We start from the raw sequence: 24,681 nt of genomic DNA, 5'->3' as shown, positions 1-24,681 counted from the left end.
ACCTACTGTCGGCGGCGGGTATGCCTGTGCCCGTCAGGACAGCGGCGGGTAGGCGTTGGCCATCAACTCGGCGAACTGTGCCGCGAACCAGGCACCCGAGATCGGGGCGTCCGGCAGCGCACCGCTCATGCTGTTGCCGTTGCGGTCGTTACCGGTGTAGGTCGGGTCGCACATCCGGTCGAAGCCCTTGCCGTCGTTGTTCGGGATCTCGCGGCTGGAGCCGTCCGACTCGCCCGGGGGCTTGACCCAGACGTACGCGTCGATGCCGGACGCCGGCGCGGCCTTCGGCCGCTCGCCCATACCCGCACCGGACTGGTTGCACCAGTTGCCCTTGTGGATACGACGGTCGACCCGACCACCGTCCACGTAGGTGTTCACGTTGGTCGTCGGTCCCGCGGCGGTGGGCCGGTTGGGGCCGCCCCAGCCGTTACGGGAGGTGTCGATCAGCATGCCGATGCTGCTGGGGAAGCCCTGCCGGACCAGTTCCTGGCGGAACGCCTGAGCGAAGCTCTGCTCGTCGTTGTACTGGTTCCAGTCGATCCAGTCGGACTGCCGCACCGTCTGCCCGTTCACCGAGTCGGTGACCTTCGCGTACGGCTCGATCAGGGCCGAGTAGTTCGCCGTGTTGGTGATGAAGCCGTGCACGTGGTTCACGGTGCTGCCGGAGGCCGTCGCGGCCTCCTTCAGGATCTGGGCGGTCGGGGTGAAGTTGCTGTCCCAACCGAGCCAGCCGTGGTGTCCGGCGTCCACGTAGTTGTAGACGTTCGAGAACGCGCCCAGCTTGGCCAGGGCGTAGCCGACACCCTGCACGTACGCGCCGTTGGCCTTGACCGTGTCGCACATGACGGTGCCACCCGGGTTGCCGGAGGTGTTGGTCACCAGGTTCGGCAGCGAGTCGACCTCGATGACGTTGATGATCCTGATGTCGCGGTACTTCGCGTCACCCTGGATCGCCGCGATCGGGTCGATGTACTCGGCCTTGTACTTGGGCAGCTCGTCCGCCTGCAGCTCACCGTTGGAGGCGAGCGCCGCGCAGTCGCGGCCGGGCAGGTTGTAGATGACGAACTGGATGTACTGCGCGTTCTGCCGCAGCGCCTCGTCCAGGTGGTCCCGGATCCCCATCGGACCGTTGGACTGGCTGTTGTCGGTGCCCTCGATCGCCGCGATCCGGTCGATCCAGACCGCGGTCGAGATGTTCGACACCCGGTTGCCACCGCTTACCGACTCGGCCTTGGCCTTCCACTCCGGGTTCACGTAGCCCCGGGCGTTCAGGTACGGGTTGTCCACCCTGGTACCGGGCGGCGGCGGGCTGGTCGGCGGCGTACTGGTCGGCGGCGTGCTGGTCGGCGGCGTGCTGGTCGGCGGCGTGCTGGTCGGCGGCGTGCTGGTCGGCGGCGTGCTGGTCGGCGGCGTGCCGCCGTTGCAGGTCACCCCGTTGACGGTGAACGAGGTGGGCTTCGGGTTGCTGCCGCTCCACGAGCCGTTGAAGCCGATGCTCGTGCTGGCGCCGGTGGCCAGGTTGCCGTTCCACGACTCGTTCTGCGCGGTCACGTTGCGGCCCGACTGGCTCCACCGGGCCGACCAGCCCTGCACGAGACGCTGGTTGGCGTCGGGGAACGTGAAGCCGAGCGTCCAGTTGCTGAGCGCGTCGCCGACGTTCCTGATGGTGACGTTGGCGGTGAAGCCGCCCTGCCAGTCGTTGGTCGTGTACGCGACGTCGCACTGCGTCGCCGCGTGCGCCGCGGTCACCGGTAGCGTCACCAAACCGCCCGCGACCAGCGCGCTCGCGCCGGCCAGCGCGACGGCCCGGCGTCGACCGGACAGCCTTCTCCACACATTCATGCCACTGATCTCCTTGGGCGAGACCGGATCCGCGTACGGCCCGGCACGTGGCCCGAGGGGCGTCCTGCATGGACGACCGCCGGTGCCAACGGGATTCTTCGGGAGCGCCCGACCCGGACGGGCGTTGGTGGTGGTGCGACGACCGGCGTCACCGGTCGGCGGCCAGGTGGTCGTCCGGCGAACCGGATGCCCTCGACACCTGCCTACGCGATGTGGCTCTGCTCACCGCGTGCAGCGATTCTTGCATGGGAGCGCTTCCATGGCAATGGTTCGATATTTTCGAAACCCTACCGGGCAAATGCCCCATCTCCCCAGCAACCGTCAGCGGACCACCCTGGCCAGCGCCGCGCCACCCATCCCACCAGGTGCCGGACAGGCCGGCACTCTCCGGCCAGGTGGACCAGCAGAACCCGGCAGACCGAACTAATGCCAGAACACGAATTTTTCCCTGCATAAGTCATGAAACGGTCTAACGTCGGTTCTGGCTCGGTTGTTGCCGGCCGCAGGACAACAGGGATGGAGTGACACAGGTCATGGCTAAGAAGATGCTGGGGAAGGTTGTTGCGGGTGCTGCCCTCGGCAGCGCTTCGCTGCTGGTGTTCGCGCCGGGGGCCGCGTACGCCGACGGCCAACCGCAGACCGACGAAGGCAAGGTCTTCGCCAAGCCGCACGCGGTCAAGGCCGGCGAAGAGGTCAAGCTCGTGCAGATCTGCACCGAGCCCCAGGAGCACCCCTTCGTCTGGTCCAAGGTCACCGGAAAGGTGAAGCTCGAACCGGCTCGGGGCGGCGACTCGCGTGGCGACCACAAGGACTGGCGCGAGGAGAACGGCGCCGCCGAAGGCGGCACGGACAGCGAGGGCTGGTCCGGCCACGAGCGTTCGCAGCCGGCCGAGGGCGAGTCCGAGGGTGGTTGGGGCGGCGGCGCTGACGTCCGCGACGACTGGAAGGGCGAGGAGCACGGCCAGGACGCAGAGGGTGGCCGCGACTCGAAGGACCACGAGAAGAAGGACTGGAAGGGCCAGAACGCGAACGGCGAATCCGCCGATGAGGAGTCCACCGGCGGCTGGTCCGGTCGGCACGAGAACGGCTCGGACTCCGCCGAGCACGACTGGTCCGGCAAGGGCGAGCGGTCGGGCGGTTCGGACGAGAGCGACTGGTCCGGCGAGAGCGACTGGTCGGGCGGGTCGGACAAGCGCGACTGGTCCGGCGGGAGCGAAGACCGCTCCGGCGAGGCTGACTGGTCCGGCAAGCGCGACTGGGCGGCGGACGAGGCCGACGAGCGCGGCAAGGCCGACAGCTGGGAGCACAAGAAGGACTTCGTCTACTACGGCGAGGCCCGCGTCGCCCGGGACGCCAAGCCCGGCACGTACAAGCTGGAGGGCTCCTGCGGCACGGGCGAGTTGGTCGTCCTGCCGCACGGTGGGGTCGACGGCGGTGACGGTGGCATCGCCACCGGTGCCGACCGTGGCCTGGCCACCGCCGGGGCGAGCCTGGTAGGCGCGGCCGCCCTCGGTGGCCTCGTGCTGATGCGCCGTCGTCGGGCCGATGAGTTCGCGGCCTGACGCGACGACGAGACGGGCCGGCGGCCGTCACGGTGGACCGTGGCGTGCCGTCGGCACCGCCGTCGTCGTCCTGCTCGCCATGATGGGCTCCGGCCTCATCGGCGCCTCGCTGAAGACCACCGACTCCCCGCGCCCACCGCAGCCCGTGGCGGGGACGAGCGATCCGTCCCCGAACAGTCCGTTCGCCGAGACCGACCTCAATGGCGCCCAGCAGGTACCGACGGGACTCCCCCGGGCCACTCCCACCACCATCACCATCCCCCGCATCGGAGTCCGCGCCGGCATCATGACGCTCGGCACCAACCCCGACGGCACCGTCCAGGTGCCCCCGCTCGACCAGGCGCTGCTCGCCGGTTGGTACGAGCCCGGCCCGAGCCCGGGCGAGCCGGGAAACTCGGTGATCGTCGGCCATGTCGACTCGGCCGCGATCGGTCCCGCCGTCTTCTTCTCCCTCGGTGCCCTGCAACCCGGCGACACCGTCACCGTCGACCGGGCCGACGGCCGGGCGGCGACCTTCCGGGTGGACTCGGTGGCCTCGTACCCGAAGGACGCCTTTCCCACCGAGCAGGTGTACGGCCCCAGCGACCGGCCGGGTCTGCGGGTGATCACCTGCGGCGGCCAGTTCGACGAGGCGACCGGCGACTATCCCGACAACGTGATCGTCTTCGCCTCCCTCGTGGCCTGACCCCACCAGGCCGCGACCCACCACTCCGCCCGCGCTAGCCGATCATGCAGTTGTGGCACCGAACGAAAGCCGCGTTTCCACGGGTTCGGACCGCCACAACTGCATGATCGCGACGGTTGGAGCGGTCAGGTGGCAGCGGAGGTGCGGACCAGGGTGCGGATCTGGCGTAGCAGCACCGACAGGGCCGCCAGGTCCGCCCGGGACTCGTCGAACTCGCCCATCGCCCGTTCGGCGCGGTGGATCGAGGTGGCGTTCGACTGCTCCCACTGCTGTACCCGCTCCTGCGGCGGAAGATCGCCCGGCGTGGAGTCCAGCACCTCCGCGGTGAGCGCGGCGAGTGCGGCATACAGGTCGTACCGCAGCGCCATGCGCGCGAGCGTCTGCCACCGGTCCTCGCGTGGCAGCAGGGAGATCTTCGACAGCAGCGAGTCCACCCGGAACCGGTCGGAGAGCACGAAGTAGACCGAGGCGACCTCGCCGACGTCCCGCCCGGTGCCGGCGGCGGTCTCCACCACGTCCAGCAGACCGAAGCTGTACATCAGCCGGGTACTGCGCTCGGCCAGCTCACGCGGCACCCCACGCTCGGTCATCGAGTCGATGTGCGCCACGATCGACTCACGCTCGCTGCCGTAGAAGAGCGTCTCCATCCGGGGCAGCAGCCGGGTGATCCCGTCCCGCAGTCGGGCGATCTCCGCCGGCACGTCGATCGGCGAGCGGCGGTTGGTCACCAGCCACCGCACGGCCCGGTCGAGCAGCCGCCGGGTGTCGAGATAGACGCTGGTCTGCAACTCCGGATCGATCCGGTTGTCCAGCGCCTCGACCGCGTCCCACAGCTCGCGCAATCCGAAGACCTCGCGGACCACCACGTACGCCCGGATCACGTCCGCCGCCGTCGCGGCGGTCTCCTCGACCACCCGGAAGACGAACGAGATACCACCCCGGTTGATCGCCTCGTTGACCAGCACCGTGGTCACGATGTCGCGGCGCAACCGGTGCCGGTTCATCCGGTCGGCGAACCGTTCCCGCATCGGCGTCGGGAAGTAGTTGACCAGCACGTCACCGGTCCACTCCTCGTCGGGCAGCCCGTCGGTGAGGATCTCCTTTTCCAAGGCGATCTTCACGTACGCCAGCAGCACGGCGAACTCCGACGCGGTCAACCCGGACTCGGTGCGTACCGCCAGCTCCTCGTCCGGCGGCAGCGCCTCCAGCGACCGGTTCAGGACGCCGGCACGCTCCAGCTCCGTGATCATCCGGCGGTGCACCGGAAGCAACGAGGTCGCCTGGGCCTGGGAGTTGTTGATCGCCCGGGCCTGGTCGTAGTTGTCCCGCAGCACCAGCTCCGCGACCTCGTCGGTCATCCGGGCGAGCAGCTCGTCCCGCTCGGAGAGGGCCAGCTCGCCGTCGGCGACCGCGGTGTTCAGCAGGATCTTGATGTTCACCTCGTGGTCGGAGCAGTCCACCCCGGCCGCGTTGTCGATGAAGTCGGTGTACATCCGGCCGCCCGCCTGGGCGTACTCGATCCGACCGTGCTGGGTGAAGCCCAGGTTGCCGCCCTCGCCGACCACCCGGCAGCGCAGGTTGCGACCATCAACCCGGATCGCGTCGTTGGACTTGTCGCCTACCTGGGCGTTGGTCTCGCTGGACGACTTGACGTAGGTGCCGATGCCGCCGTTCCAGAACAGATCGACCGGCGCGGTGAGGATGGCCTTCATCAGCTCCTGTGGGCTGAGCTGGTCGACGGCGTCGTCCAGCCCGAGCACGGCACGGACCTGCGGTGACACCGGCACCGACTTCGCGGTACGCGGGTAGATCCCGCCACCGGCCGAGATCAGCTCGGCGTTGTAGTCCTCCCAGGTGGACCGGGACAGCTCGAACAGCCGCTTCCGTTCGGCGTACGAGGTGGCCGCATCCGGGTCGGGGTCCAGGAAAATGTGCCGGTGGTCGAAGGCGGCCACCAGCCGGATGTGCTCCGACAACAGCATGCCGTTGCCGAAGACGTCACCCGACATGTCGCCGACCCCGACCACGGTGAAGTCCTGGCTCTGGGTGTCGTGCCCCATCTCGCGGAAGTGCCGCTTCACCGACTCCCACGCACCCCGGGCGGTGATGCCCATCTTCTTGTGGTCGTAGCCGGCCGAACCGCCGGAGGCGAACGCGTCGCCCAGCCAGAAGTTGTGCGCCGTCGAAATCTCGTTGGCGATGTCGGAGAAGGTCGCGGTGCCCTTGTCCGCCGCCACCACCATGTACGGGTCGTCGCCGTCGTGCCGGACCACGTCCTCCGGCGGCACGATCTCACCGGCCACGATGTTGTCGGTGACGTCCAGCAGCGCCGAGACGAACTCCTTGTAGCAGATCACGGCCTCGTCGCGGTCACCCGGCTTCTGCTTGAGCACGAAGCCGCCCTTCGCGCCCACCGGCACGATCACGGCGTTCTTCACCATCTGTGCCTTGACCAGGCCGAGCACCTCGGTACGGAAGTCCTCCCGCCGGTCGGACCAGCGCAGGCCGCCCCGGGCCACCGGCCCGAACCGCAGGTGCACACCCTCGAACCGGGGCGAGTACACGAAGATCTCGAACTTCGGTCGCGGCGCGGGCAGCTCGGGTATCGCCTGCGGGTCGAGCTTGAACGCGACGTACGGCTTCGGCCGCCCGCCCACCGGCCGCTGGTAGAAGCTGGTCCGCAGAGTGGCCTGGATCAACGAGAGGTACGACCGCAGGATCCGGTCCTGGTCGAGGCTGGCCACGTCGTCGAGCGCGGCGCGGATCTCGGCCACCAGTTCGGCGCCGCGCCGCTGGCGCTGCTCGGCGTCGACCGGGCCCGGCTCGAACCGCGCCTCGAACAGCTGCACCAGCAACGTGGCCAGGTGCGGGTACGCGATGAAGGTGGACTCCATGTAGTCCTGCGAGAACACCGTGCCGGTCTGACGCAGGTACTTCGCGTACGCCCGCAGCACCACCACCTGGCGCCAGGTCAGCCCGGCGAGCAGCACCAGCTCGCTGAAGCGGTCCACCTCGGCTTCGCCCCGCCACGCCGCCGCGAAGGCGTTCTCCACGTGCGGACGCACCTCGGCCAGTTCCTGGTGCCCCTCCGGCAGCCGTAGCCCAAAGTCGTACAGCCAGATCCGGCCGTCGACCCGCTCCACCTCGTACGGGTGCTCGTCGACGACCTTCACGCCGAGCGAGTGCAGCACCGGCAGCACCGCCGAGAGCATCATCGGCTCGCCGTAGCGATACACCTTGAACCGCACGTCCATCGACTCGTCGACGTCCGGACCCCGGCCAACGGCACGCGGCGCCAACTGCTTGCGGAACAGGTGCATCTCCAGCTGGCCGGGCTCCTCCAGCAGCTCCAGCTTGGCCAGGTCCTTCATCGCCTCGTACGGCGTGTGCCCGTCCTTGTAGCCCTCCGGGAACGCGTCGGCGTACCGGCCGAACAGGTGCTTGGCCTGCTCGTCGCCGAGCTTGCGTTCCAGCACCAGCCGGTAGTCGTCGTCCCACAACCGGGTGGCGTCGGCCAACTCCTCGGCGAGCAGGTCGGCGTCGATGTCGCCGGGCGGGCTGGTCGGGTCGGTACGCACGATGAAATGCACCCGGGCCAGCATCGACTCGGTCACCCGGGTGGTGTAGTCCACCCCGACACCGTTCAGCTCGCGCAGCAGGATGTCCTGCATACGCAGCCGGTTCTGGGTGGTGAACCGGTCCCGGGGCAGGTAGATCAAACAGGAGATGAACCGCCCGTACGCGTCCCGGCGCAGGAACACCCGCAACTGCCGGCGGCCGGCCATCCGCAGCACCCCGATGACCGCGTGGTACAGGTCGTCGGTCTTGATCTGGAACAGCTCGTCGCGCGGGTACGTCTCCAGGATCTGCATCAGATCCTTGCCGGAGTGACTGCGCAGGCTCAGCCCGGAACGGTCCAGCACCTCGGCGACCTTGCGTCGGACCACCGGCAGTTCCTGGACACTGGTCCGGTACGCGGCGGTGGAGAACAGGCCCAGGAAGCGCCGCTCGCCCACCACCTCGCCGTTCTCGTCGAAGATCTTGAAGCCGATGTAGTCGAGGTATGCCGAGCGGTGCACGGTGGCCCGCGAGTTCGCCTTGGTGATGATCAGCAGGCGTTTCTCGGTGACCTTCTCGTGCGCCTCGGGTGTCATCGAGGACAGCGCCCGCGCCTCCGGCGAGTCCTGACGCAGAATGCCCAGGCCGGTGCCGAGCACCGCTTCCAGCGCCGGCCCGCCCTCGGCCGAATTCGGCACCAGCCGGTACTCCCGGTACCCGAGGAAGGTGAAGTGGTCGTGTGCGAGCCAGCGCAACAGCTCGACCGAGTCGGTGATGTCCTTCTCCGGGACCGGTGGCCGGTTGTCACTGGTTCGCGCGGCGGCCAACTCGTCGGCGAGGGCGAGGGCACTCTGGCGCATCTTCGGCCAGTCCTCGACGGCCTCCCGCACGTCGGTCAGCACCCGTTGCAGTTCCCGGCGTAGCTTGTCCCGCTCCTCCGGATCGCGGACCGGGTCGATCTCGATCCGCATCCAGCTTTCCACCAGGTCGCCGGAGATCGCGTCGTCCGGCTCCACGTCGGCGGCGACCTCGACCAGCCGACCCAACGGCTCCCGACGCACCACGACCAGCGGGTGCACCAGCAGGTGCACGTCCAGATGGTGGGTGTTGAGCAGGGCGGTGACCGAGTCGACCAGGAACGGCATGTCGTCGGTGACGATCTCGATGACGCTGTGGTGCTGCTCGGCGTCGGGTGAGTGGATTCGCAGCTTCAACTCACCCGGCACCCGCTGCCGGGCCAGTTCCCGGTGCGCGCGGGCGGCGTCGAGCATCTCCTCGGCGGTGAACCCGATCAGTTCCTCGTCCGGCGCGAACCGCCAGAACCTGCCCACCAGGGTCGCCGCGTCGTGGTCGTCGCCAGCCAGCAACACGGCCTGGGCCACCAGTCGCTCGGCGTTGGGCACCGGCTCGTCGAACTCGGCGTCCTCGACGTCGCCGGCAAGCGCCTCCGGCGGTAGTCCCAGATCGTAGAGGGTGTCGATGCTCGAACCGGTCATCCCGGTCGCACCCGTGTCTAGCCGACCGAAACCGTCCCCGTCGGTCGTGGTGTCGAAACTGTCGTCCCGGCCGGTGTCAACCTGCCGGAGGTCGGGTTCCGGTTTGATCGCCGGACGCCGGTCCATCGGTGCCACTCCCCTCGACCCACAACGCTGTGGGTCACTCTGCCGCCAAGCCTAGGCCGACCGATCGGCTTCTCCGTCAGCGGACCACCGGCCGGACATCCGGATCTCCGACGTCGTCCTTTCACCCGTTGCGGTACGAGGTTCGGCCGGGTTCGGAGTACCCCGCCTGATGTTGTTCATCACACCGTCACGAGACCGTCTTTTCACCTGACCGGGCCCGGCCGGGACAGTGGCTGTCGCCTCGCCGTACTAGCGTGCGGAGCAGCCGACCAGGAGGAAGCACCAGATGTACGTTCCGCGCCGACAACGCCACAGCCGGTCGCCACTGACCGTCGCCGTCGCCTGCCTGGTCTTAGCGACCAGTCTGGTGGCCTGCTCCGGCGAGGACGGCCCGCAGCGCACCGTCGACGCCTTCCTCGACGGCTGGCGCAAGGGCGACCTCAACTCGGTCGGCTTCGTCGACGCGACCGGCGCGAAGATTTCCGCCGCCAACGTCGTCCGGGAGATCCGCGAGCTTTCCGGCGAACTTGTCGACGCTCCGCTCGCGCTGACCCGTCAGGGCGATCCCGAGGTGGTCCGGGACACCGCCACCGCCAGCATCCGGGCGGAGTGGACGCTGCCGGGCGGGACGAGTTGGGCGTACGACCGGCCGGTGCGACTCACCCAGGGCCAGGACGACCAGTGGCAGGTAATCTGGGAGCCCCAGATCGTCCAGGAACAACTGACCCGGGGCGACCGGTTGGGGCTGCGGCGGGACCGCGCGCCCCGGGCGACCGTGCTCGACGGTGCCGGCGAGCCGATCGTGGCGCCGCGCGACGTGGTCCGGGTGGGGTTGCGGCCGAGCGAGGTGACCGACGTCAAGGCGATGGTCCGCGAGCTGGACGCCGCGTTCCGCGCCATCCGGCCGGCGATCACCCCGCCGGTCGACCTGTCGGACCTCCCCAAACGGCTGAAGGACGCGAAACCGGACGCGTTCGTCGAGGTGGTCACCCTGCGCGACGAGGCGTACCGGCAGATCAAGCCACGCATCTACGACCTGCCGGGGACGAAGTTCCCGACCGACACGCTGGACCTCGCACCGACCCGCGAGTTCGCCCGGGCGGTGCTCGGCAGCGTCGACCCGGCGTACGCCGAGGACCTCACCAACCATCCAGACCGCTACTCCCCCGGCGACCTCGTCGGTCACGGTGGATTGCAGGGCCGCTGGGACGAACGGCTACGCGGCGTACCGGGGTTGGCCGTCGTCATCAACCGCGCCGGGCCGGACGGCACGGTGGAGCCGACCGGCACCGAGGTGTTCCGCAGTGAGCCCCAGCCCGGCCAGCCGGTTCGTACCACGCTCGACGTGGCCACCCAGAACGCCGCCGACCGGGCGCTGCGCGGGGAACGCCGACGGTCCGCCCTGGTGGCCGTACGGGTCACCGACGGTGCCGTGCTCGCCGCCGCCAACGGCCCCGGTGCCGCCGGGGAGAACCTGGCCTTCACCGCGCAGGTGCCACCCGGCTCCACCTTCAAGATGGTCAGCGCGTTCGGGCTGATCGAACGCGGAGCGGTGACCCCCGACACCACCGTCGCCTGCCCGAAGAGGTTCGTCGTGGACGGACGTTCCTTCAAGAACTCCGATGACTTCGCCCTCGGCGAGGTGCCGTTCCGCACCGACTTCGCCGAGTCGTGCAACACCGCCTTCGCCGCGCTCGCCCCTCAGTTGGGCGCGGATGGTCTGGCCGCCGCCGGACGCACCCTGGGTCTGGAGGGCGAGTGGGGGGACCTGGGCCTCGACGCGTTCACCGGCAAGGTCTCGGCGGGCGGCGGCGCCACCGAACAGGCCGCCGCGGCGATCGGCCAGGGTACGACCGTGGTCAGCCCGCTGGCCATGGCGGCGGCGACCGCAGCGGTGGCCCGGGGCCAGTTCGTCCCGCCGAAGCTGCTGTCGGATCCGGCGCCGACCCCGGCCGCCGGGCCGGGACCGCAGTTGAAGCCCGAGGCGGTCGCGGCGGTTCAGGACATGATGCGCGAGGTGGTCACCAGCGGCTCCGGCACGGCGCTGCGGGACGTGCCGGGCGAGCCGGTGCACGGCAAGACCGGCACCGCCGAGTACGACGACAACCCGGAGAACACCCACGCCTGGTTCGTCGGCTGGCAGGGCGGGGTGGCGTTCGCCGTCTTCGTGGAGAAGGGCGGCTCGGGCAGCGGCACCGCGGTACCGATCGCCGAGCGCTTCCTGCGCGCTCTGGCCGACTGAACGCCGCACCCCTTCGCGCCCTGCCGCCTCGGTCCGCCCGCAAGAAAGGCCCAACGGCAACCGCTGGAAAGCGCGGCCAGCCGGAAGCGGTCGTGGGTGGTCAGGCGGCCGGACCGCCGGTGGCGTTCGCCGGACGAGTGGCCTCCGTCGGGACACCGGCGCCGCCCAGGTCACCATCGGCTACACCACCATCGGCCAGGTCACAGTCAGTTAGGCCCCCTTCGACCAGGTCACCGCCGTCCGCGCCCGCGCCACCGCCGCCCACGCCACCGCCGCTCGGACGACCGCCGCCCGCTTCACCCCCGGTCGGGCGACGGCCGCTCGGGTCATCGCCGCTCGGGTCATCGCCGTAGACCTGGCCGAGGTCGAGCGGTGCCGGTGCAGCCGCCGGGGCGAGCTGGTCGATGCTCCGGCGCGGGCCGGGGGTGGGGCGGGGCCTCTCCTCGGGACGCAGCCGGGGCGGCGCCGAGCCGGGGGCGGTCACCGGACGCAGGCCGGATACCACGGTGTTGACGATCTCTGCGGCGTACGCGCCATCCGGGTCGTAGTCGGGGTCAAAGACGGTCAGCTCGACACCGAGGCAGTGCGGGGTGTCGACCAGACCGGCGAGCAGAATCTCCAGCTCGGCGAAGGCGATGCCCCCCGGATCGGGTGCGTCGACCGCCGGCATCACGGCGGGGTCGAGCACGTCCACGTCGACGTGCACCCAGTAGCCGGCGCAGTCGGCCAGCTGCTCGTGCGCCCACTGGGCGGTACGCGCCGCGCCCTCGGCGCGAAGCGCCGGCACCGGTCGGGTGATGATCCCGGCGGCCTGCAGGTCGAGCCGGTACTCATCCTGGGCACGGATGCCGAGCACCACCACGTCGACGTCCCGGAAGTAGGGTCGCCGGCCCTCGATGGCCGCCAGGTCGGCCTGGCCCCGACCGGTCACCAGGGCGAGATCCTCACCCGCCGCCGCACCCACGTACGAGGCGTTTCCGGGGTGCCGGAAGTCGGAATGGCCGTCGACGAAGACCAGCCCGATCCGGCCGCCGACCGCCTCACCCAGCCGGTGCATGGCCAGCGCCGAGCCGAGCAGAATCGAGCAGTCACCGCCGAGGACCACCGGGAACTCGCCCCGGTCGATGATCGCGCCGATCCGGTCGGCCAGTGCCGCCGAGTAGCCGGCGATGTCCCGCGCGTGGCAGACACCGTCGCCGGGTCGCCAGTCACCGGCGTCGTAACGGGGCGGGGTCAGGCAACCCGCGTCACGGGCGCGCAACCGGGGCAGCAGCCCCTGGTCCCGTAGCGCACCGGGCGCCTTCCCGCAGCCCGGAACGGAGGTAGGCGTGGGCGGGCGCAGACCGAGGTTGCTCGGGGCGTCGAGGACGGCGATCCGGCGCATCATGGGCTCCCGTCCTCGTGGTGTGAAGGCGGGCCGGCGACACGCCGGCCCGCGCTGGCGTGGCAGGTACTCAGAACAGGGCGCTGGCCAGGGCCCGGCGGGCCGAGGCGACTGCGGGATCCTCTGGCCCGGCGATGGCGAACAGGCCGACCAGGTGCTGACGGACCTTCTCGCGGTCGTCGCCAGCGGTGCGGCGGACCAGCCCGACCAGGCGCTGGTACGCCTGATCGGCCAGGCCGCTGAGCACCTCAATGTCGGCGGCGAGCAGTTGGGCGTCGACATCGTCCGGGTCGGCCGCCGCAGCGGTGAGCGCGGCCTGCGGATCCGCCCCGGCCACCCGGCGGGCGAGTCCCACCTGGGCCAGCCCAGCCTCGGCCGCAGCGTCCGCCGGGGTTTCGGCGAGGATCTTCCGGTACGCCTGCTCGGCGGCGTCCAGGTCGCCACTCATCAGCGCGTCGTCCGCCTCGTCGAGCCGTGGGTCCTCCGGCTCGGCCACGCTCACCCCGCCGGCCTTGAGCACGGCCTGGATCCACTGGCGAAGCTGCGCCTCGGGTACCACGCCGGAGAAGGCGTCGACGGGCTGCCCGCCGACCACCGCGTACACCATTGGGATGCCCTGGACCCGGAACATCTGCGCGAGCCGCGGGTTGGCGTCCACGTCGACCTTGGCGAGCACCCACGCACCGCCGCCCTCCACCGCCAGCCGTTCCAGCACCGGAGAGAGTTGCTTGCAGGGCTCGCACCACTCAGCCCAGAAGTCGACCACGACCGGTGTGGTCAACGAGCGCTCCAGGACCTCCGACTGGAAGGTCGCCTCGGTCACGTCGACGACGGTGACCCCGCCGACGGCACCACCGGGTGCCCCGGCGGGCGGGCCGGCCTGGACCGGAGCCGGTGTGGAACTGGGGGCAGGGGTGCGCAGCGCGCTGAGGTCGACCGCGCCGCGGGTAAAGATCGACGAGGTGATCCGTGGGTCGCTCATGGTTATCTAGTCTCGCACGCAGTTCGCCGAACTCGGATCAGCCTCGGCCCGCACAGTTGCCACTGTCACCCCTGCCCAGCCGCGCCGGTGGGGCGAAGGTCAGAACCGTGCGGGCTCGCGGTAAACGCCCCATTCGGCGCGCAGCGCGTCGCAGATCTCGCCGAGGGTCGCCTCCGCCCGGACGGCGTCGAGCATCGCCGGGATCATGTTCTCCCCGGTACGGCTCACCGCCACCATCGCCTCGACCGCGGCACGTACCCGGGCGTCGTCCCGACCGTGCTTGCGCTCGGCCAGCATCCGGCGCTGTTCCAGCTCCACCTCGTGCGAGATGCGCAGGATCTCCAGTTCCTTGGCGACCGTGCCGGTGTGGCAGTTGACGCCGACGATCTTCTTGTCGCCCTTCTCCAGCGCCTGCTGGTACGCGAACGCGGCCTCGGCGATCTGTCCGGTGAACCAGCCGTCCTCGATGCCGCGCAGGATGCCGGAGGTCATCGGCCCGATCAGGTGCGGGCCGTCGCCGCCGAGCGCGCGGATCCGGGCGAAGATCTCCTCCGCCTCGGCCTCGATCCGGTCGGTGAGCGCCTCGACGTACCAGGAGCCGCCCAGCGGGTCGGCCACGTTTGTCACCCCGATCTCCTCCATCAGCACCTGCTGCGTACGCAGGGCGATCTCGGCGGACTCGTCGGTGGGCAGGGCGAGGGTCTCGTCCAGGGCGTTGGTGTGCAGCGAGTTGGTGCCACCGAGCACGGCGGCGAGCGCCTCGACGGCGGTGCGTACCACGTTGTTGACCGGCTGCTGCGCGGTCAGCGACACGCCGGCGGTCTGCGTGTGGAACCGCAGCCAGAGCGCCTTCTCGCTGGTGGCGCCGTAGACGTCGCGCAGCCAGCGGGCCCAGATCCGGCGGGCGGCACGGAACTTGGCGATCTCCTCGAAGAAGTCGACGTGCGAGTCGAAGAAAAAGCTCAGCCCGGGGGCGAAGACGTTGACGTCGAGCCCGCGCGAGAGCCCCAGCTCGACGTAGCCGAAGCCGTCGGCCAGGGTGTACGCCAGTTCCTGCGCGGCCGTCGAGCCGGCCTCGCGGATGTGGTACCCGGAGACCGACAGCGGCTTGTAGCGCGGGATCTCCGCCGCGCAGTACTCCATCAGGTCGCCGATCAGGCGCAGGTGCGGCTCCGGGTCGAACAGCCACTCCTTCTGCGCGATGTACTCCTTGAAGATGTCGGTCTGCAGCGTCCCGTCCAGGCTCGACAGGTCGGCGCCCTGACGCTCGGCGGCGACCAGGTACATGCAGAACACCGGCACGGCCGGGCCGGAAATGGTCATGCTCGTGGTGACCCCGGCCAGGTCGATGCCGTCGAAGAGCACCTCCATGTCGGCGGCGCTGTCCACCGCCACCCCGCAGTGGCCCACCTCGCCGAGCGACTGCGGGTCGTCGGAGTCGCGCCCCATCAGGGTGGGCATGTCGAAGGCGACCGAGAGGCCGCCGCCACCGGCGCCCAGGATCATCTTGTAGCGCTCGTTGGTCTGCCGGGCGTTGCCGAACCCGGCGAACTGCCGGATGGTCCAGGTCCGCCCCCGGTAGCCGGTCGGGTAGAGGCCCCGCGTGTAGGGGAACTCCCCGGGCCAGCCGATCCGCTCGAAGCCCGGGTACGCGGCGCCCTCCGGCGGACCGTATACCGGCTTGACGGGCATCCCGGAGAGCGTGGTGAAGTCGGCGTCCCGCTTGCGCGCAGAGTCGTAGCGGGCCTGCCAGCGGGCCCGCCCGGCCGCGATGTCGTCGGCGTTCATCCCCGGGCTCCTCCTCGAGTCCTCGACTGCAATCGAGTGTAGAGCCCTTACCTGAACGATCGATAAGGCAGTTCGTACCGCCCGGTAACCCGAGCTGCGCGAACTCAGGCGGCGGGACCGTCGATGGCCACGTCGTCCACCCGGATGTTGATCTCGTCGACCCGCAGTCCGTACGCCTCGACCGAACGGGTCACCTCGACCCGCACCGCCGTGGTCACCTCGGGGACCGGATGCCCGGCGTCCGTCACGATCACGAGGTTGATCACGGCACCGCCGTTGGTGACGTGCGCCGAGCAGCCCCGGCGCGCGTCGCCGACCTGGTCGAGCCCCACCCGGTCCAGCACGGCGTTGAAGAACCGGGCGATGTCGCCACCCAGCTCGACCACGCCGGGCACGGCCTTCGCCGCGGCCACCGCGATCTTCTCCACCACCTCGTCCGAGATGTGCGTACGCCCGCCCGCCACCGCGTCTGGCGTCATCGCCAACTCCTGCGTCATCTCGTGGTCCATGCGTCCCCCAGCGGCCGTCGCAGTGTCCGCGCACCCGCGCGGCGGTGCGAGCCTAACCGTCCCCGGCGGTCCGCAGTGGACGCGGTCAGCCGGAGAGCTGAGCGAGCAGGGCCTCGGCTGCGGCGTACGGATCGGTCGCACCGGCCGCCACCTCGGCGGCGAGCGCCGGCAGTTGCGTACCGTCGCGCAGGGAGCCGATCCGGGCGCGGAGCACGCCAAGCGCGATCGCCTCGACCTCGGCGGCGGCCCGCGCCTCGCGCCGACGCCGCAACTCGTCGTGCTCGACCAGCCAGGCGCGGTGCTTGTCGATGGCGGCGGCGACATCGTCGATGCCCTCACCGCGGGCGGCGATCGCCCGCACCACCTGCGGACGCCACTGACCCGGCCCGCGCTCGCCGAGGGCGATCATGCCCTGGATGTCCCGGACGGTGGCGTCGACACCGTCCCGGTCGGCCTTGTTGACCACGAAGACGTCGGCGATCTCCAGGATGCCGGCCTTCACCGCCTGGATCGCGTCGCCCATGCCCGGCGCGAGCAGCACCAGCGTGGTGTCGGCCAGGGAGGCGACCTCGACCTCGGCCTGCCCGACCCCGACGGTCTCCACCAGCACCACGTCGCAGCCGGCGCCCTCCAGCACCCGCACCGCCTGGGGGGTCGCCGCCGACAGCCCGCCGAGGTGCCCCCGGCTGGACATGGAGCGGATGTAGACGCCCGGGTCGGTGGCATGGTCCTGCATCCGCACCCGGTCACCGAGGATCGCACCGCCGGTGAACGGGCTGGACGGGTCGATGGCCAGCACGCCGACCCGGTGGCCGTGGGCCCGCAGCGCCCGGACCAACTCGTTTGTAGTGGTGGACTTGCCCACCCCCGGCGAGCCGGTCAGTCCGACCACCTGGGCCCGTCCGGTGTACGGGGCGAGCGCCGCGGCGATGGCCGGCACGGTCTCGTCGCCCGACTCGACCAGGGTGATCAGCCGGGCGACCGCGCGAGGGTCACCGTCGCGGGCCCGTTCGACAAGCATCGGTACGTCCCGGCTGCGGCGCACCGAACCGGTGGCCGTCGCCGGAACGCGGGTGTTCGACTCGCTCACAGATCGGTTTCGCTGGGGTCGGGAACGTGGATGATCAGTGCGTCACCCTGGCCGCCACCCCCGCACAGCGCTGCCGCGCCGGTGCCGCCACCACGCCGCTTGAGTTCCAGCGCGAGGCTGAGCACCAGCCGGGCGCCGGACATGCCGATCGGGTGGCCGAGCGCGATCGCCCCGCCGTTGACGTTGACCTTGTCCGGACTGATCCCGAGATCACGGGTCGACTGGATACCGACCTGCGCGAAGGCCTCGTTGATCTCGATCAGGTCCAGGTCGGAGACGGCCAGACCGCCCTTGCGCAGGGCGTGCTGGATGGCGTTCGACGGCTGCGAGTGCAGGGAGTTGTCCGGGCCTGCCACGTTGCCGTGCGCACCCACCTCGGCCAACCAGGCCAGGCCCAGCTCCTTGGCCTTGGCCTTGCTCATCACCACCACGGCGGCGGCCCCGTCGGAGATCGGTGAGGCACTGCCGGCGGTGATGGTGCCGTCGGCGGTGAACGCCGGACGGAGCTTGGCCAGGGACTCGGCGGTGGTGTCCGGCCGGATGCCCTCGTCCTCGCTGATCACCAGCGGGTCACCCTTGCGCTGCGGGATGACCACCGGGGTGATCTCCTCGGCGAAGTGGCCGTTCTTCTGGGCGGCGGCCGCGCGCTGGTGGCTGCTGGCCGCGAACTCGTCCTGCTCCTGACGGGTGATGCTCCGGGTGCTGCCGTGCCGCTCGGTGGACTCCCCCATCGAGCAGCAGTCCCACGCGTCGGTCAGCCCGTCGAGCGCCATGTGGTCCTTGATCACCACATCGCCGTACTTGTAGCCGCCACGCTGGCCGAGCAGCAGGTGCGGGGCGTTGGTCATCGACTCCATCCCGCCGGCCACCACGATGTCGAACTCACCGGCCCGGATCAGCTGGTCGGCCAGGGCGATCGCGTCGAGCCCGGAGAGGCAGACCTTGTTGATCGTCAGGGCCGGTACGGACATCGGGATGCCCGCCTCGACGGCCGCCTGCCGGGCAGGGATCTGCCCGGTGCCCGCCTGGAGCACCTGCCCCATGATCACGTATTGCACCTGGTCAGGTGCGACTCCCGCCCGTTCGAGCGCGGCGGAGATCGCTATGCCGCCGAGTTTCGTCGCCGGTAGGTCCTTGAGGTTGCCCAGCAGGCGCCCCATCGGGGTCCGCGCGCCGCTGACGATCACCGAAGCCATACCTGCCTCCGAGGGGGTGCCGACCTGTACGCCTTAACGATTGTTCGGCCAGACTAACGTCATGCCTCAGAACTCCCCTGTCGAGCCCGCTGCCGACTATGTCACAGACATCGGGCTGCGCCGCATCGACCATGTCGGGATCGCGGTACCCGACCTCGACGCCGCCGTCGACTTCTACCAGCGCACGTTCGGGATGCGCTGCGTGCACACGGAGATCAACACCGAGCAGGGTGTCCGGGAGGCGATGCTGGCGGTCGGCCCGAGCACCGAGGGCGGTTGCGTGCAACTGCTCGCGCCGCTGACCCCGGAGTCGACGATCGCGAAGTTCCTGGACCGCAACGGCCCGGGCGTTCAGCAGGTGGCGTACACGGTGATCGACATCGACGCGGCCTGCGCGGCGCTGCGCGAACGTGGCGTACGGCTGCTCTACGAGACCCCGAAGCGTGGCACCGCAGATTCACGGATCAACTTCGTGCACCCGAAGGACGCCGGCGGCGTGCTGATCGAGCTGGTGCAACCGGCCGCGTCCCACTGACTCGCCGGCCGGGCACGGCCGCCGCGAGCACGGAGGTGTGCGCTTACCGGAACGAGCATGCACCTCCGCGCAGCGGCCGATGCACTTTTTCACAGGAGGCTTCCGACCCTAGCTACCGTTCAGTAACCTCCGGCCTCACAGGTAGCCCGAAGACGCGGGATGTGGTGGCGGCCGACATGGTGATCGCCGCCGACAAGCGTCGACGATGGCAGCCCCAGGCCCGCCGCTGGCGCGGCGAGAACCGGAGGTCACCGTGCACGACATCCTCGAAGCCATCATGGCGGCGGACGGGTCGGTCAACCCGGCGCGCGAGTTGGCCGGCGTCGCCGGACTGCCGGTACCGGAGAGCTACCGGGGTGTGGTCGTCCGGGCCGAAGAGACCCGGATGTTCGACGGCCTGGCCACCCGGGACAAGGACCCCCGCAAGGCACTGCACCTCCAGGAGGTGCCCACCCCCGAACTCGGCCCGGGCGAGGCACTGGTCGCGGTGATGGCCAGCGCCATCAACTACAACACCGTCTGGACCAGCATCTTCGAGCCACTGTCCACCTTCAGGTTCCTCCAGCGTTACGGCCGCACCTCCGAGTTGGCCCGCCGGCACGACCTGCCGTACCACGTGGTCGGTTCGGACGCGGCGGGGGTGGTGCTACGGGTCGGTGCCGGGGTGAGTCGCTGGCGCCCCGGCGACGAGGTGGTGGCCCACTGCCTGTCGGTCGAGCTGGAGGACGCGGCCGGTCACGACGACACGATGCTCGACCCGCAGCAGCGGATCTGGGGGTTCGAGACCAACTTCGGCGGCCTGGCCGAGCTGGCCGTGGTCAAGGCCAACCAGCTCATGCCCAAGCCGGCACACCTGAGCTGGGAGGAGGCGGCCAGCCCCGGGCTGGTCAACTCGACCGCGTACCGCCAGTTGGTGTCGCACCACGGCGCGAACATGAAGCAGGGCGACGTGGTGCTGATCTGGGGCGCCTCGGGCGGCCTGGGCGGCTACGCCACCCAGATGGCGCTCAACGGTGGCGCCATCCCGGTCTGCGTCGTCTCCTCGCCGGAGAAGGCGGAGCTGTGCCGGCGGATGGGCGCCGAGCTGGTCATCGACCGCTCCGCCGAGGGCTTCCGGTTCTGGTCCGACGAGCAGACCCAGGATCCGGACGAGTGGCGCCGCTTCGGCGAGCGGATCCGGGAACTCACCGGCGGCGAGGACCCGGACATCGTCTTCGAACACCCGGGCCGGGAGACCTTCGGTGCCAGCGTCTACGTCGCCAAGCGCGGCGGCACCGTCGTCACCTGCGCCTCCACCAGCGGCTTCCTGCACCAGTACGACAACCGCTACCTCTGGATGCATCTCAAGCGCATCGTGGGCAGCCACTTCGCCAACTACCGTGAGGCGTGGGAGGCCAACCGGCTGGTGGCGCTGGGGAAGATCCACCCCACGGTGTCGAGGACGTACGCGCTGGAGCAGACCGGCCAGGCCGCGTACGAGGTGCACCGCAACGCCCACCAGGGCAAGGTCGGCGTCCGCTGTCTGGCCCCAGAGGACGGACTCGGCGTACGCGACCCCGAGCTGCGCGCCCGCCACGCCGAGGCCATCAACCGGTTCCGTGGGCGCTGACCTGACGGCCGAGGCACCGATGGCCATTCGGTGATCGCCGATTGGCTTTCCACACGGGCGGCCCGACGCCCATTCGTGCGAGAGGGCGACACCGGAAACAAAGGGCCGTGCGCCACCGCGCCACGGCCCTTTTCCATGTCACGCTCCGTGCCATCCGGCTCGCCCCGGAGCTGGCAAGATCGCATGTCGCGCCGGTGGTCGACCACCACCCGGAGTTGACCATGTAATGCGGACGGCAAAGGGCGGCACGCTCTTGCGAAGCACCCCAGGGAGTCTGCCAGTATGTCCCAATGCCCCAGCAGCAGTCCTCCCCTCTCGCGTTCTTCGATAACGCGAACTCGCAGCCAGATTTCACGGTTGGCCTGCGCGGATACAACACCGGTCAGGTCGACGACTTCATCGGCCGGCTCAACGCAGCGCTGAGCCAGGCCAACAAGGACCGCGCCGACGCCGAGCAGGCGCTCAACGACGCGCAGCGCCGGCTCCGGCAGTCCGAGCAGCGACTCACTGCCCTTGAGCAGAAGCTCACCGACACCAGCAAGCAGCTGGAGGAGAACAGCCGGCCCACGCTGTCCGGCCTCGGCACCCGGGTCGAGCAGATCCTCCGGCTCGCCGAGGAGCAGGCCAACGACCACCGCAACGAGGCCAAGCGCGAGTCGGAGGGCATCCTCTCGGCCGCCCGCCTCGAAGCGCGGGAGATCACCGACAAGGCGCGCGCCGAGGCCGCGGCCATGAAGGCCACCGCCGAGCGCGAGGCGGGCAACGTCCGTACCGCCGCCGAGCGCGAGGCCGCCGAGGTGCGCGTCCAGGCCCGCCGCGAGGCCGACACGCTGCGCGCCGACGCGGATCGGGAGACCAAGCAGCTGCGTACGGTGACCGCCCACGAGGTCGCCGAGCTGAAGTCCACCGTGGAACGCGAGGTGGCCACCCTGCGTGCCACCGCCGAACGCGAGATCACCCAGCAGCGGGCCAAGGCCGCCCGCGAGGCCGAGGAGAAGCGCGCCGAGGCGACGAAGCTGCTCACCGACGCCCGCGACAAGCGCGACAAGGACCTCCAGGCCCTGGAGCTGCAGCTCGCGGAGCGGCGCGAGAAGGCCGAGCGCGAGGAGTCGGAGCGGCACGCCGCCCAGGTCGCGCAGACCCAGAAGCTGGTCAACGAGGCCGAGCAGCGGGCCCGCGCCGCGCAGGACCGGGCCAAGGAGATCGAGCAGCGCGCCGAGGCCCGCCGGGTCGAGTCGGAGCGCACCGCCACCGAGACGGTGGAGAAGGCCAAGGCGCTGTCCGAGCGGACGCTGAGCGAGGCCCGCGCCGAGTCGCAGCGCCTGCTCAACGAGGCCCGCACCGAGGCCGAGCTGACCACCCAGGCGGCGCGCCGCGAGGTCGAGGACCTCACCCGGCAGAAGGACGCCGTCACCTCGCAGCTCGGGCAGATGCTCTCCGGCCTGGCCGGCATCGTTCCGGGCGTGCCGAACAACGCCGCCGCTGCCGGGGCGGACAAGCCGGCGGCCAAGAAGGCGGACGGCGCGGACGGGGCCGACGGGGCGGACGGCAAGGTGGCCGCGGAAACGTCCAGCTGACCAGGTACACCGGGGCATGATCCACGGCGCGGGGTGACATCGGGTGACCGGTGACACCCCGCGCCGCCCTGCGTTTTGCGGGGCCTGGCCGGCTACCAGCGTCGCCTTCCCCGAGCCGTGAAGTAGGTCCCAACAGGGGCGTCCGTATCGCCCCAGGAGGGCCCGATGCGTGTGAGGATGGGAGCATGTCGCACGGCGAGGAACTGTTCGCACTCGGCGGGGACGTGACTACGGAGCCCAGCTTCGAGTCCGCCCTGCGGGGGTACGAGAAACGACAGGTCGACCGATACGTCGCTCGTGCGGAGCACGAGATCGCCGCGCTCGCGGCCGAACGGGAACAGGCGTACACCCAGATCCACAAGCTGGCCGGTCAGGTCGAGGTGCTGCAACGCGACCTCGCCCAGGTTCGCAAGCAGGTCGGGGTCGTCGACCGGGCCGCCTTCCGGCACCTCGGGCCGCGGGTGGAGCAGATCCTCACGCTGGCCGAGGAGCAGGCCGAGGACATCCTCTCCGCCGCCAACGAGGAGATCGAAGCCCGCCGGGCCGCCGCCGAGCACATCATCGAGGAAGCCCGCGTCGCGGCGGCCACCGCGCTCAAGGATTTCGAGATCGCCCTGGCCGCCCGCCGGGCCGAGGAGGAGCGGCAGGCCGCGGCCCGCCGGGCCGAGTCGGAGGCCGCCGCGAAGTCTGCGAAGGAGGAGGCCGCCCGGCTGCGCAAGTCCGCTCAGGAAGCCCTGGCCCGGGCCCAGCAGGAGGCGACGCAGCTACGGGACGCGGCCAAGGAGATCCACAGCCGGGCCCAGCAGGAGGCGACCAAGCTGCGCGACGCGGCCCGCGAGGCGCTCGCCACCGCCCAGCAGGAGGCGACCCAGCTTCGCGATGCCGCCAAGGAGGTGCACGCAAAGGCCCAGCAGGAGGCGCGCCGGTTGGTCGATCAGGCCACCGAGGCCGGCCGGGCCACCCATGCCAAGGCCCAGCAGGAGGCCAAGCAGATCATCGACGACGCCGCCGAGGCCGGCCGGGCCGCCCGCAACAAGGCCCGCCAGGAGGCCGAGCGGCTGAGCACCCAGGCGACCGAGGCGGCCAAGCGCACCCGCGCCGAGACTGAGGCGTACGCCCAGCGCATGCGCGGCGAGACCGAGGCGTACGTGCAGCACGCTCGGGCACAGGCACAGCAGGAGCTGGGTGCCTGGCGGGCCGGGGTGGAGAAGGAGGTCAACAGCCGACGCGAGGCGGCCGACCGGGAACTGACCGAGCGCAAGGCGACCGCCGAACGCGAGTTCACCGCCCGCCGCGATCAGCTGGAGAAGCAGTACAAGACCCGCAACGCGGAGCTGGACGAGCGGATCCGCACCCGTACCGCCGAGCTGGAGTCAGGCTTCGAGAGCCGCCGGTCCCAGCTGGAGTCGGAGTACACGGCGCGGAAGAACGAGATCGAGCAGGGCGCCGACCAGATCCGCCAGGCCGCCGAGCAGGAGGCCGCCACGGTGCGCGGGCGGGCCGAGGAGCAGGCCGGTGAGCTGCTGCGTCAGGCGGAGACCGGGTCGGCCGCGAAGCGACGCGAGGCCGACGAGTACGTCTCCGCCGTGCGGGGCGAGGCCGACGAGTACGCGGCCGGCACCCACCGCGACGCCGACCAGTACGCCGAAACCACCCGGCGGGAGGCGGACGAGCACGTCACCGCCGTTCGGCGCGAGGCGGACGAGTACGTCGCCGCGTCCCGCCGCCAGTTCGAGGAGTACGCGGCCACCACCCAGCAGCACCTAGCCACCACCCAGCAGCACCTCGCCGCCACGCAGCAGGAGGCGGCGGCCAGCCGGCAGCAACTCGCTCAGGTGATGCTGGAGATCGCCAAGGCCCAGCAGCAGCTCGCCGACCTGCGGCAGGAGACGTGGAAATCCCGACAGGAGTCCGACGATCTGGAGCGCAAGCTGCTCGGCCTGCGGCTACAGGCCACATCGGCGCCCGACGGCTCCACCGCCCCGGCGGTTGCCGGCGCGTCCACCAACGGAGCACGTCCTACCGGCGCCTCAACGAACGGCACTCAACCCTCCGGCGACACGCCGGCGGTCACTCCCTCCGGCGGCGCTGCCAGCCGCCCCGGCGACGACGCCCCGGTAGGGGGCGGCCGAGCCGGTGACCGGCCGAGCGGGGACGATGCCGGGCCGGCGACGAGGCCGGTGGCGGAACCGGTCACCACTGTCGAGGATCCCGCGCCGAGCCGGCCGGTGGCCGAGCCGACAAGCGTCGACGGCGGCACCGCGAGCGAAGGACTGGACGGCGAGCCGACGGTGGCGGCGGTACCCGGCGAGGGCGGCCGAGGCGCCACCCCGACGAAGATCACCAGCACCGGCGAGAACGGCAAGCGCCCGACCAAGCCGACCACCGACGAGCGCAGCGCCAAGCCCAGCAAGGTCACCTCCGACTGACACCTCGCCCCAGATTGGGCCCGGATCACCTACGGCCCACCCCCAACAGCGAGCCGCCGCCGAGGCCGGCT

The 24,681-nt window shown here is 70.7% G+C and carries 14 protein-coding genes and 1 pseudogene; 7 read left to right on the top strand and 8 right to left on the bottom strand.

The genetic code is table 11. The annotated features are described in order from the left end of the window. Positions 1-33: 33 nt before the first annotated feature. Entirely contained in the window at positions 34-1,842 is a 1,809-nt protein-coding gene (locus ACFY2A_RS23685; RefSeq protein WP_387174642.1) for a glycoside hydrolase family 6 protein, read from the bottom strand. Positions 1,843-2,375: 533 nt separating this feature from the next. Here ACFY2A_RS23685 and ACFY2A_RS23680 point away from each other — a divergent pair. Both ACFY2A_RS23680 and ACFY2A_RS23675 read left to right on the top strand, forming a co-directional pair. Next, positions 2,376-3,404: a hypothetical protein gene (locus ACFY2A_RS23680; protein ID WP_387174640.1), complete on the top strand. Its 1,029-nt coding sequence runs from the start codon at positions 2,376-2,378 to the stop codon at positions 3,402-3,404. After that, entirely contained in the window at positions 3,388-4,089 is a 702-nt protein-coding gene (locus ACFY2A_RS23675) for a class F sortase (protein ID WP_387174638.1), read from the top strand. Before ACFY2A_RS23680 ends, ACFY2A_RS23675 begins: the two co-directional genes overlap by 17 nt. Before the next feature lie 125 nt (positions 4,090-4,214). On the opposite strand, the gene ACFY2A_RS23670 is transcribed toward ACFY2A_RS23675, so the two are convergent. Then, positions 4,215-9,269 carry an NAD-glutamate dehydrogenase gene (locus ACFY2A_RS23670; RefSeq protein WP_387174636.1) on the bottom strand — a complete coding sequence of 1,685 codons (5,055 nt, stop codon included), beginning with the start codon at positions 9,267-9,269 and terminating at the stop codon, positions 4,215-4,217. Between the two features lie 286 nt (positions 9,270-9,555). On the opposite strand from ACFY2A_RS23670, the gene ACFY2A_RS23665 reads away from it, so the two are divergent. Beyond that, complete coding sequence (locus ACFY2A_RS23665; protein ID WP_387174634.1) at positions 9,556-11,511, top strand: penicillin-binding transpeptidase domain-containing protein; 1,956 nt, start codon at positions 9,556-9,558, stop codon at positions 11,509-11,511. A gap of 411 nt (positions 11,512-11,922) precedes the next feature. Here the strand turns inward: ACFY2A_RS23665 and ACFY2A_RS23660 are convergent. The 6 genes and pseudogenes from ACFY2A_RS23660 to ACFY2A_RS23635 form a co-directional block, all read right to left on the bottom strand. After that, positions 11,923-12,898, bottom strand: a pseudogene (locus ACFY2A_RS23660) (arginase family protein); the annotation flags it as partial. Positions 12,899-12,965: 67 nt separating this feature from the next. Then, on the bottom strand, positions 12,966-13,877 hold the full coding sequence (locus ACFY2A_RS23655; RefSeq protein ID WP_387174632.1) for a tetratricopeptide repeat protein: 912 nt from the start codon (positions 13,875-13,877) through the stop codon (positions 12,966-12,968). 99 nt (positions 13,878-13,976) lie between these two features. Beyond that, positions 13,977-15,665, bottom strand: a complete 1,689-nt coding sequence (locus ACFY2A_RS23650; RefSeq protein WP_387174630.1) for a methylmalonyl-CoA mutase — start codon at positions 15,663-15,665, stop codon at positions 13,977-13,979. A 104-nt stretch (positions 15,666-15,769) separates the two neighbouring features. Then, the gene (locus ACFY2A_RS23645; RefSeq protein ID WP_387174628.1) at positions 15,770-16,162 is read right to left on the bottom strand and encodes an Asp23/Gls24 family envelope stress response protein; all 393 of its coding nucleotides are present in this window, start codon (positions 16,160-16,162) and stop codon (positions 15,770-15,772) included. A 97-nt stretch (positions 16,163-16,259) separates the two neighbouring features. Next, positions 16,260-17,195 (bottom strand): methylmalonyl Co-A mutase-associated GTPase MeaB, encoded by a 936-nt coding sequence (meaB, locus tag ACFY2A_RS23640; protein ID WP_387174734.1) that lies wholly within the window; start codon positions 17,193-17,195, stop codon positions 16,260-16,262. Between the two features lie 65 nt (positions 17,196-17,260). Continuing rightward, on the bottom strand, positions 17,261-18,460 hold the full coding sequence (locus ACFY2A_RS23635; protein WP_363924584.1) for an acetyl-CoA C-acetyltransferase: 1,200 nt from the start codon (positions 18,458-18,460) through the stop codon (positions 17,261-17,263). A 61-nt stretch (positions 18,461-18,521) separates the two neighbouring features. Here ACFY2A_RS23635 and mce point away from each other — a divergent pair, with 61 nt between their 5' ends. From mce to ACFY2A_RS23615, 4 genes are all read left to right on the top strand, one after another. Then, positions 18,522-18,995, top strand: coding sequence for a methylmalonyl-CoA epimerase (gene mce, locus ACFY2A_RS23630; RefSeq protein ID WP_387174626.1), 474 nt, complete (start codon positions 18,522-18,524; stop codon positions 18,993-18,995). A 253-nt stretch (positions 18,996-19,248) separates the two neighbouring features. Beyond that, positions 19,249-20,604: a crotonyl-CoA carboxylase/reductase gene (gene ccrA / locus ACFY2A_RS23625; RefSeq protein ID WP_363924664.1), complete on the top strand. Its 1,356-nt coding sequence runs from the start codon at positions 19,249-19,251 to the stop codon at positions 20,602-20,604. Positions 20,605-20,894: 290 nt separating this feature from the next. Further along, positions 20,895-22,181, top strand: a complete 1,287-nt coding sequence (locus ACFY2A_RS23620; RefSeq protein ID WP_363924582.1) for a DivIVA domain-containing protein — start codon at positions 20,895-20,897, stop codon at positions 22,179-22,181. A 185-nt stretch (positions 22,182-22,366) separates the two neighbouring features. Further along, complete coding sequence (locus tag ACFY2A_RS23615; protein ID WP_387174624.1) at positions 22,367-24,610, top strand: hypothetical protein; 2,244 nt, start codon at positions 22,367-22,369, stop codon at positions 24,608-24,610. Positions 24,611-24,681: the final 71 nt, after the last annotated feature.

It is taken from the genome of Micromonospora sp. NPDC000442 (genome assembly GCF_042898635.1).
In the GTDB taxonomy this organism is placed as follows: domain Bacteria; phylum Actinomycetota; class Actinomycetes; order Mycobacteriales; family Micromonosporaceae; genus Micromonospora.
The sequence above is the reverse complement of the archived record's forward strand: the minus strand, read 5'-3'. Positions and strand labels throughout refer to the sequence as shown.

What these genes read in the sequence shown, in the direction of transcription:
- ACFY2A_RS23680 (WP_387174640.1), top strand. Translation starts at nt 2,376, where the DNA reads ATGGCTAAGAAGATGCTGGGGAAGGTTGTTGCGGGTGCTGCCCTCGGC.
- ACFY2A_RS23635 (WP_363924584.1), bottom strand. Translation starts at nt 18,460, where the DNA reads ATGGCTTCGGTGATCGTCAGCGGCGCGCGGACCCCGATGGGGCGCCTG.
- ACFY2A_RS23645 (WP_387174628.1), bottom strand. Translation starts at nt 16,162, where the DNA reads ATGACGCAGGAGTTGGCGATGACGCCAGACGCGGTGGCGGGCGGGCGT.
- ACFY2A_RS23685 (WP_387174642.1), bottom strand. Translation starts at nt 1,842, where the DNA reads ATGAATGTGTGGAGAAGGCTGTCCGGTCGACGCCGGGCCGTCGCGCTG.
- meaB (WP_387174734.1), bottom strand. Translation starts at nt 17,195, where the DNA reads ATGCTTGTCGAACGGGCCCGCGACGGTGACCCTCGCGCGGTCGCCCGG.
- ACFY2A_RS23675 (WP_387174638.1), top strand. Translation starts at nt 3,388, where the DNA reads ATGAGTTCGCGGCCTGACGCGACGACGAGACGGGCCGGCGGCCGTCAC.
- ACFY2A_RS23655 (WP_387174632.1), bottom strand. Translation starts at nt 13,877, where the DNA reads ATGAGCGACCCACGGATCACCTCGTCGATCTTTACCCGCGGCGCGGTC.
- ACFY2A_RS23670 (WP_387174636.1), bottom strand. Translation starts at nt 9,269, where the DNA reads ATGGACCGGCGTCCGGCGATCAAACCGGAACCCGACCTCCGGCAGGTT.
- mce (WP_387174626.1), top strand. Translation starts at nt 18,522, where the DNA reads ATGCCTCAGAACTCCCCTGTCGAGCCCGCTGCCGACTATGTCACAGAC.
- ACFY2A_RS23620 (WP_363924582.1), top strand. Translation starts at nt 20,895, where the DNA reads ATGCCCCAGCAGCAGTCCTCCCCTCTCGCGTTCTTCGATAACGCGAAC.
- ACFY2A_RS23665 (WP_387174634.1), top strand. Translation starts at nt 9,556, where the DNA reads ATGTACGTTCCGCGCCGACAACGCCACAGCCGGTCGCCACTGACCGTC.
- ACFY2A_RS23650 (WP_387174630.1), bottom strand. Translation starts at nt 15,665, where the DNA reads ATGAACGCCGACGACATCGCGGCCGGGCGGGCCCGCTGGCAGGCCCGC.
- ACFY2A_RS23615 (WP_387174624.1), top strand. Translation starts at nt 22,367, where the DNA reads ATGTCGCACGGCGAGGAACTGTTCGCACTCGGCGGGGACGTGACTACG.